Annotated in this window: 6 protein-coding genes; 4 read left to right on the top strand and 2 right to left on the bottom strand. The window is 73.7% G+C overall.

The window, feature by feature from the left end:
* Window positions 1–605: hypothetical protein (locus AC13HU_RS27440; RefSeq protein WP_483044636.1), on the bottom strand; the 605-nt coding region annotated here is incomplete at its 3' end.
* 173 nt (window positions 606–778) lie between these two features.
* Here AC13HU_RS27440 and AC13HU_RS27435 point away from each other — a divergent pair.
* The 4 genes from AC13HU_RS27435 (at window position 779) to AC13HU_RS27420 (ending at window position 5,573) form a co-directional block, all read left to right on the top strand.
* Window positions 779–1,216: a MarR family winged helix-turn-helix transcriptional regulator gene (locus AC13HU_RS27435; RefSeq protein ID WP_483044635.1), complete on the top strand. Its 438-nt coding sequence runs from the start codon at window positions 779–781 to the stop codon at window positions 1,214–1,216.
* Window positions 1,217–1,455: 239 nt separating this feature from the next.
* Window positions 1,456–1,668: a heavy-metal-associated domain-containing protein gene (locus AC13HU_RS27430; RefSeq protein WP_483044634.1), complete on the top strand. Its 213-nt coding sequence runs from the start codon at window positions 1,456–1,458 to the stop codon at window positions 1,666–1,668.
* Between the two features lie 177 nt (window positions 1,669–1,845).
* A complete protein-coding gene (locus tag AC13HU_RS27425) occupies window positions 1,846–4,152 on the top strand; it encodes a heavy metal translocating P-type ATPase (RefSeq protein WP_483044633.1) in 2,307 nt (768 codons plus the stop codon).
* 236 nt (window positions 4,153–4,388) lie between these two features.
* Window positions 4,389–5,573, top strand: coding sequence for a DNA glycosylase AlkZ-like family protein (locus tag AC13HU_RS27420; RefSeq protein WP_483044632.1), 1,185 nt, complete (start codon window positions 4,389–4,391; stop codon window positions 5,571–5,573).
* A 71-nt stretch (window positions 5,574–5,644) separates the two neighbouring features.
* Here AC13HU_RS27420 and AC13HU_RS27415 read toward each other — a convergent pair.
* Window positions 5,645–7,252, bottom strand: a 1,608-nt coding sequence (locus AC13HU_RS27415; protein ID WP_483044631.1) for a D-alanyl-D-alanine carboxypeptidase family protein, incomplete at its 5' end; no start/stop codon positions are given.

Genomic DNA, 7,252 nt, shown 5'->3' with positions numbered 1-7,252 from the left:
GCCTTGGTGTGCGGGGCGCTGCCCGGTGTGAGGGTGCACAGGCGGGTGGCGGCCCGTACGAAGTCGCCGGCCGCCGCGGCCGCCTCACGGGTGGGGCGGGACGGCACCAGCGCCTGGGACCCGAGCACGCAGGCCACCGCGATGACCCCGCTCACCGCCCCCCACAGCGGTCCGGTGGCCTTGGCGGCGGACGGCGGCACCGGGGTGACCAGCACGGCGATCAGCGGGGTGAGCGCCAGCCGCCCGAAGCGCCGTACCTTGCCGCCGTAGCGCATGAGGTAGCGGGACCCGCCGACCGCGGTCACGAAGACGGCCGCGCCGAACCACGCGTTCTGCACCATCAGCCGCCCGACGAAGGAGGCGAGGACGCCGACCAGGGGGACGTACGCAAGCGCCGACAACCGGTGCGGCAGGCTGGTCGCGTGCAGGCTGCGCGACACCATCACCGCGACGACGGTCGCGATCACCACCATGCCGCCGGGCAGACCGGCGGCCCGGCCGACCGCGCCCGACGCCAGCAGCGCCGCGACGGCGGCGAGCACCGTGCGCACCGCGATCCGCAGCCGTACCCGTCCCGGGTCGAGCAGGCGCAGCCGGATCAGCATCCTTCGTCCCCTGTCGTCCTCGCCACGGCGCCTCTTCGGACGGGCCGTAGGCGGTCACGTGCTCCAGGTTGATAAGCCTTGCGTACGACTACCAACCACCCATCAGCGCCGTTCACCCGATAATTCTTGCATCAGCGCAGCGAGATCATACGCCTAGCTTAGGAAAAAGACCGATGTCGTTCCCTCCCCCGCCGTCCGATGACAGCGCCGTGGTCCGCCGCTCGGTGAACCGGCTGGCCCGGCGGATGCGCGCCGAGCGGCTGCCGGACGGGCTGCCCAGCGCCCGGCTCGGCATCCTCGCGCTGCTGTACCGCGGCGGCCCGAGCACGCCGGGCGCGATGGCCGCGGCGCTCCACGTGCAGCCACAGTCGCTGACCCGCACGCTGGCGGCGCTGCGGGAGGACGGCTACGTGACGCACTCACGCGACGTGGGCGACGGCCGGCAGCGCCTGGTCGAGCTGACCCCGAGCGGCTTCGAGGCGATGGAGCGCGACGTCGCCCACCGCGACAAGTGGCTGCGCCGGCGGATGGCCGCCGAGCTGAACGAGACAGAGGTGGCGGTACTGCGGCTGGCCGCCACGCTGCTCGACCGGCTCGCCGACGACGACTGAACGGACGGAAGGAAGGCCGCACGGGCCACGAACTCCGCGCCACCGGACCACAGGCCGTCCCACCTCCGCGCCACCACGCCACCGGCCGTCCCGCCTCCGCGCCACGGACTGGTCCGCCTCCGCGCCACCGCGCCTCCGCCGGGATCGATCCACCGGCCCGGAATACCCCTAGGGGGTATATGGTTGGCAGAAGTGAGGGCGAGAGCGTCGCCCGTACCCCGTTGGATGAGGAGCACAGCATGAGCGAGGCCGTCTACTCGGTGTCCGGAATGACCTGCGGGCACTGCGAGTCCGCGGTGAGCAAGGAGGTCACGGCGATCCCCGGTGTGACCTCGGCCACCGCGGTGGCGAGCAGCGGCCTGCTGACCGTCGCGTCCGAGCAGCCGCTGGACGACGAAGCGGTGCGTGCGGCCGTGGACGAGGCGGGCTACGAGCTCGTCGGCAGGGCCTGACCGAGCGGCCCCACCCGCGGCGGACCGAATCCGGACCGCACGCACGGACCGCACGCACGGACCGCACAGACAGGCCGCACAGACAGGCCGTACGGACCGGATCGGCCGCACACCGGGGGTGGGCCGCCCGCACCGGGCGCACAGCGAACATCGCACGGATCGACCAGGGAGTGAGCAGTGGCAACCAGCACGGCACACGCACACAGCGGACCCGATGGACAGCGGGTCGAGTTGGCGATCGGCGGCATGACCTGCGCGTCCTGTGCCGCTCGGATCGAAAAGAAGCTCAACCGGATGGACGGGGTCACCGCGAGCGTCAACTACGCGACCGAGAAGGCCAGGGTCGAGTACGCCGGCGGGGTGGCGGTGGGCGACCTCATCGCGACGGTCGAGGCCACCGGATACACCGCCGCGGTGCCCGCTCCCCCGGCCGCCCCGGCGCCGTCCGCGCACCCGGGCGCCCCGTCCGGCAGCGCGCCCGAGGGCAACGACGCCGGCGACCCCGAACTCACCACGCTGCGCCAGCGCCTGATCACCGCGGTCGTCCTCGGCCTGCCGGTGATCCTGCTGTCGATGGTGCCCGCGTTGCAGTTCACCAACTGGCAGTGGCTCGCGCTGACCCTCACCTCCCCCGTGGTGGTGTACGCCGGCTGGCCGTTCCACCGGGCCGCGTTCACCAACGCCCGGCACGGCGCCGCCACGATGGACACCCTGGTGTCGGTCGGCACCCTCGCGGCCTTCGGATGGTCGCTGTGGGCGCTGTTCTTCGGGGACGCGGGGATGCCAGGTATGACCCACCCCTTCGAGTTCACCATCTCCCGCGGCGACGGTGCGAGCGAGATCTACCTCGAAGCGGCCGCGGGCGTCACCGCGTTCATCCTCGCCGGGCGGTACTTCGAGGCCCGGGCCAAGCGCCGGGCCGGCGCCGCACTGCGCGCCCTGCTCGAACTCGGCGCGAAGGACGTGGCGGTGCTCCGCGACGGCACCGAAGTACGCGTACCGATCGGCGAGTTGGCGGTCGGCGATCACTTCGTCGTGCGCCCGGGCGAGAAGATCGCCACCGACGGGGTGGTCCGCGAGGGCGGCTCCGCGGTCGACGCCTCGCTGCTGACCGGTGAGTCCGTTCCTGTCGAGGTCGGCCCCGGCTCCCCCGTGACCGGCGCGACCGTCAACGCGGGCGGCCGGATCGTGGTCGAGGCCGTGAAGGTCGGCGCCGACACCCAACTCGCCCGGATGGCAAGCCTGGTGGAGGACGCGCAGAACGGCAAGGCGGCGGCCCAGCGGCTCGCCGACCGGATCTCCGGGGTGTTCGTGCCCGCGGTGATCGCGCTGGCGCTCGGCACGCTCGCGGTGTGGTTCGCGCTCGGCGAGGGCCCGACGGCGGCGTTCACCGCGGCGGTCGCCGTACTGATCATCGCCTGCCCGTGCGCACTCGGCCTGGCCACGCCCACCGCGCTGCTCGTCGGCACCGGGCGCGGCGCGCAACTCGGCATCCTCATCAAGGGACCCGAGGTGCTGGAATCCACCCGGGCGGTGGACACCGTGGTGCTCGACAAGACCGGTACGGTCACCAGCGGTTCGATGACGCTCACCGCCGTGCACGTCGCCGACGGCGAGGACGAGGACGCGGTGCTGCGGCTGGCCGGCGCCCTGGAGCACGCTTCCGAGCACCCGATCGCCCGCGCGATCGCGGCCGGCGCGACGGACCGGCTCGGCACCCTGCCGGTGCCCGAGGACTTCGCCAACGTGCCCGGGCTCGGCGTGCAGGGCATCGTCGACGGACACGCGGTGCTCGTGGGCCGCGAGCGGCTGCTGCACGAGTGGTCGCAGGAACTGCCGTCCGCGCTCGCCGCGGCCAAGTCCGCCGCCGAGGAACGCGGTGCCACCGCGGTCGCCGTCGGCTGGGACGGCCGGGCCAGGGCCGTGCTCGTCGTCTCCGACGCGGTCAAGCCGACCAGCGCGGAGGCGGTACGGCGGCTGCGCGCGCTCGGGCTGCGGCCGGTCCTCCTCACCGGGGACAACACGCAGGTCGCCCGGTCCGTCGCCGCGCAGGTGGGGATCGCCGCGGAGGACGTCCACGCGGAGGTGCTGCCCGAGGACAAGGTGGCCGTCGTACGGCGGTTGCAGGAGGAGGGTCGGATCGTGGCGATGGTCGGCGACGGCGTCAACGACGCGGCCGCGCTCGCCCAGGCGGACCTGGGGCTGGCGATGGGGACCGGCACGGACGCGGCCATCGAGGCGGGCGATCTCACCCTCGTGCGGGGCGACTTGCGGGTGGCGGCCGACGCGATCCGCCTGGCGCGACGCACCCTCGGCACCATCAAGGTGAACCTCTTCTGGGCGTTCGCCTACAACCTCGCGGCGATTCCGCTGGCCGCGGCCGGACTGCTCGACCCGATGATCGCGGGAGCGGCGATGGCCTTCTCCTCCGTCTTCGTCGTCGCCAACAGCCTCCGCCTCCGCAGGTTCTCCCCCCTCGGCTGATCTCCGGATCCACCCCGCCCCGTCACCCCCGGGACCACCTCCCGGTGGGTGACGGGTCGCGCGCTTCCCCGCAGCCCCTGCCCAACTGCGGCTCCTCCGAAGGCCCGTAGCCGAAGGGACGCGGGGAACTGCGCGAGCAACCACCCACCGGGCGGCACCCGGCAACGAACCGAAACCGTGACGGCGGGAAGACCGGCCCGCGGGAAGACCGTCGCACGGTGTGTGACGATGGCGCCATGGGCGACGTGCAGCGGCTGATCGGTGACGGGGAGCGGCGAGCCCGGCTCGCCACGAGGCACCGGCTGGCGGCCGGCAAGGCCGCCACCACCTGCGAGGAGATCGTCGACGCGCTGGTCGCACTGCACGCGACCGACCCTGCGACGGTGTACCTGTCGGCGGGTGCCCGCCTGGCGGACCCGACCGCGGTGACGGCACGGATGGAAGCCGCACTGTACGGCGAGACACCGACGCTGACCCGCATGCTGGCGATGCGCCGCACGATGTTCGTACTGCCCCGCGCCCGCGCACCGGAGGTGTTCGCCGCGGCCGGGCAGCAGATCGCGGTGCGGGAGCGGAAGAAGCTGCTGGACTACCTCGCCGAGGGCGGCGGTTGGGACGCCGCGTGGCTCGCCACGACCGAAGCCCAGGTCGAGACCGCGCTCGCCGAGCACGGCGACAGCAGCGGCGCCGAACTCTCCCGCCACGTGGCGCGGTTGCGCGAGCGGGTGACGGTCGCCCGCGGCAAACCGTACGAGACGACGCAGAACGTGGCGAGCCGGATCATCCGCACGATGGCGGCGGAGGGCCGCATCGAGCGGCGCCGGCCGGCCGGTTCGTGGACGAGCGGCCAGTTCCGCTGGGCGCGGGCCGAGCCGCTGCCGCCCCGCCCGGTCCCGCAGGCCCGCGCGGCGGTCGTCCGCGCCTGGCTGGCGTCGTACGGTCCGGGGACGGCGGCCGACCTGAAGTGGTGGACGGGCTGGGCACAGGGCGAGGTCGGGAAGGCGCTCGCGGCGGTCGGGGCCGAGACCGTACGGCTCGACGACGGCGGCGAGGGGTTCGTGCTGCCGGACGACGCGGACGGCGGACCGGTGGAGGCGGCGCCCGCGGCGGCGCTGCTGCCGGCGCTGGACCCGACGCCGATGGGCTGGCAGCGGCGGGAGTGGTTCCTGCCGGCCGAGCACCGGGGCGCGCTCTTCGACCGGACCGGGAACGTGGGGCCGACCGTGTGGTGGGGCGGCGAGGTGGTCGGCGGCTGGGGTCAGCAGCCGGACGGCACCGTGGTGTGGCGGCGACTGGCCGACCGGGGTACGGAGGCCGGCCGCGCGGTGGACGCGGCGGCTGCCGAACTGACCGCGCGGCTGGGCGGCGTACGGGTCACCCCGCGGTTCCGTACCCCGTTGGAACGCGAACTGGCCTCCTGACATGACTCGTTGACGCACAACGTCCCCCAACCGGCCGGTGGAGGTGGCCGATCGGGGGACGTGCGGACCGCTCAGAACCGGGTGAGCTTCGCCCCGAAGCCGGGCGCGTCCAGGTCGCTCTGCAGCAGCACCGGCACCGCCGTACGAGCCGAGCCGTTGCCGAAGCTGAGCGTGCCCACCTGCGTGCCGGCCGCGGCGTGGTGCGGCACGCCGTCGCTGTCCGCCGTGAGCGTGAGGTCCTGCGTCATGCCGGCCCAGCCGATCGCGGTGAGGTCCTTGCCCGCCACGACCGGGGTGCTGCCGCCGAGTCCGTCGTCGACCTTGCCGACGACCGTGCCCTTCTTCACTATCGTCGACGAGCCGAGTCCGGCCTGCACGGACTCGATCAGCGCCTGGCTGCGGGCGAGCGCGGTCTGGAGGCTGGAGTCCACGGTGGTGCCGCCGTGCTGCTGGAGCATCACGCCGAGCACCAACTGCTGCTTGCCGTCTACGGTCTTGTGCGCCGCCCACATCAACGCGCCGCCGGCCGGGGTGCTGGAGCCGGTCTTGATGCCGACCACGCCGGCCTTCACCAGGTCCTTGTTGTTGTTGTAGATCCGGCCGACACCGGGGATGCTCACGTCCGGCAGCGCGACCACCGAGCGGAACACGTCGTTCTTCATCACCTCGCGGGCCAGCTTGAGTTGGTCCACCGCGGTACTGACGGTGGTCTCCTCGATGCCGCTGGCGCCGGTGTAGGTGGTGTGTGTCATGCCGAGCTGCCCGGCCGCCTTGGTCATCTTCGCGACGAAGGCGTCCTGCGTACCGGAGTCCCAACGCGCCAGCAGCCGGGCGATGTTGTTGCCCGACGGGACCAGCAGCAATTGCAGCATCCGCCGCTCGTCGAAGCGCTGCCCTTCCCTGACCGGCGCGGTCGACTGGTCGTCGGACCCGGCCTCCTGCGCGGCCTGCGCGTCGACCGTGATCACCGGCCCGCCCTGCGAACCGGTGAGCGGGTGGTCGTGCAGGATCACGTACGCCGTCATGACCTTGGTGAGGCTGGCGATCGGCACGGGCGACTGGGTGCCGTGCACCCCGAGCGAGCCCAGCCCCTCGACCTCGGCGACCGCCTGGCCCTCCTTCGGCCACGGCATCGTCTGCGGCAGCGGGGTGCCGCCGAAGGTGTACGTCGGGGCCGCGGTCAGCGCCAGGTGCGGCGACGGCAGCGGGCGCAGCGCCTGGACCACCACGAAGACGATCGCGAGCAGCACGACCAGCGGCGTCCAGATCTTGAACCGGCGCGTGACGGTGCGCAGCGCGGTTTCCGGCGGCGGCGGGGTGTTGGTCAGCTCGGCGAGCAGCTTCAGCGGCCGCTGGTCGGGAGGCAACGGCACCGGCATGCGGCGGGTGCCCTCGGGGCCGACGACCTGACCGCCGGTCTGCTCCTTGGTGCGGTCCGCACCGCCGGGGGCGGCAGGGGTGGCGGGAGCGGCGGGCCCGGAGACGGACTTGGCGGCGGGCTTCGCGGCCGCGGCGGGCGGCTGCGCGGGAGGCAGCGGCGGCGGGGGCGGAGCGGCCTCGGCCCGTGTCGGGCGACCGGGAGCACCGAGGGCCACGGAGGGACCACCGGAAGGGGCCTGACGGCCGCCCTGCGGCTCTTCGGGCCACACCGCGGGGATGTCCGAGACGAGCGGCTTCAC

The organism is Streptomyces sp. NH27 (assembly GCF_056859195.1).
This window is presented reverse-complemented; position numbering and strand designations above follow the sequence as displayed.

Bases quoted from the DNA above. Each gene is read 5' to 3' on its own strand.
- AC13HU_RS27435 (WP_483044635.1), top strand. From the start codon at position 779: ATGTCGTTCCCTCCCCCGCCGTCCGATGACAGCGCCGTGGTCCGCCGC.
- AC13HU_RS27430 (WP_483044634.1), top strand. From the start codon at position 1,456: ATGAGCGAGGCCGTCTACTCGGTGTCCGGAATGACCTGCGGGCACTGC.
- AC13HU_RS27420 (WP_483044632.1), top strand. From the start codon at position 4,389: ATGGGCGACGTGCAGCGGCTGATCGGTGACGGGGAGCGGCGAGCCCGG.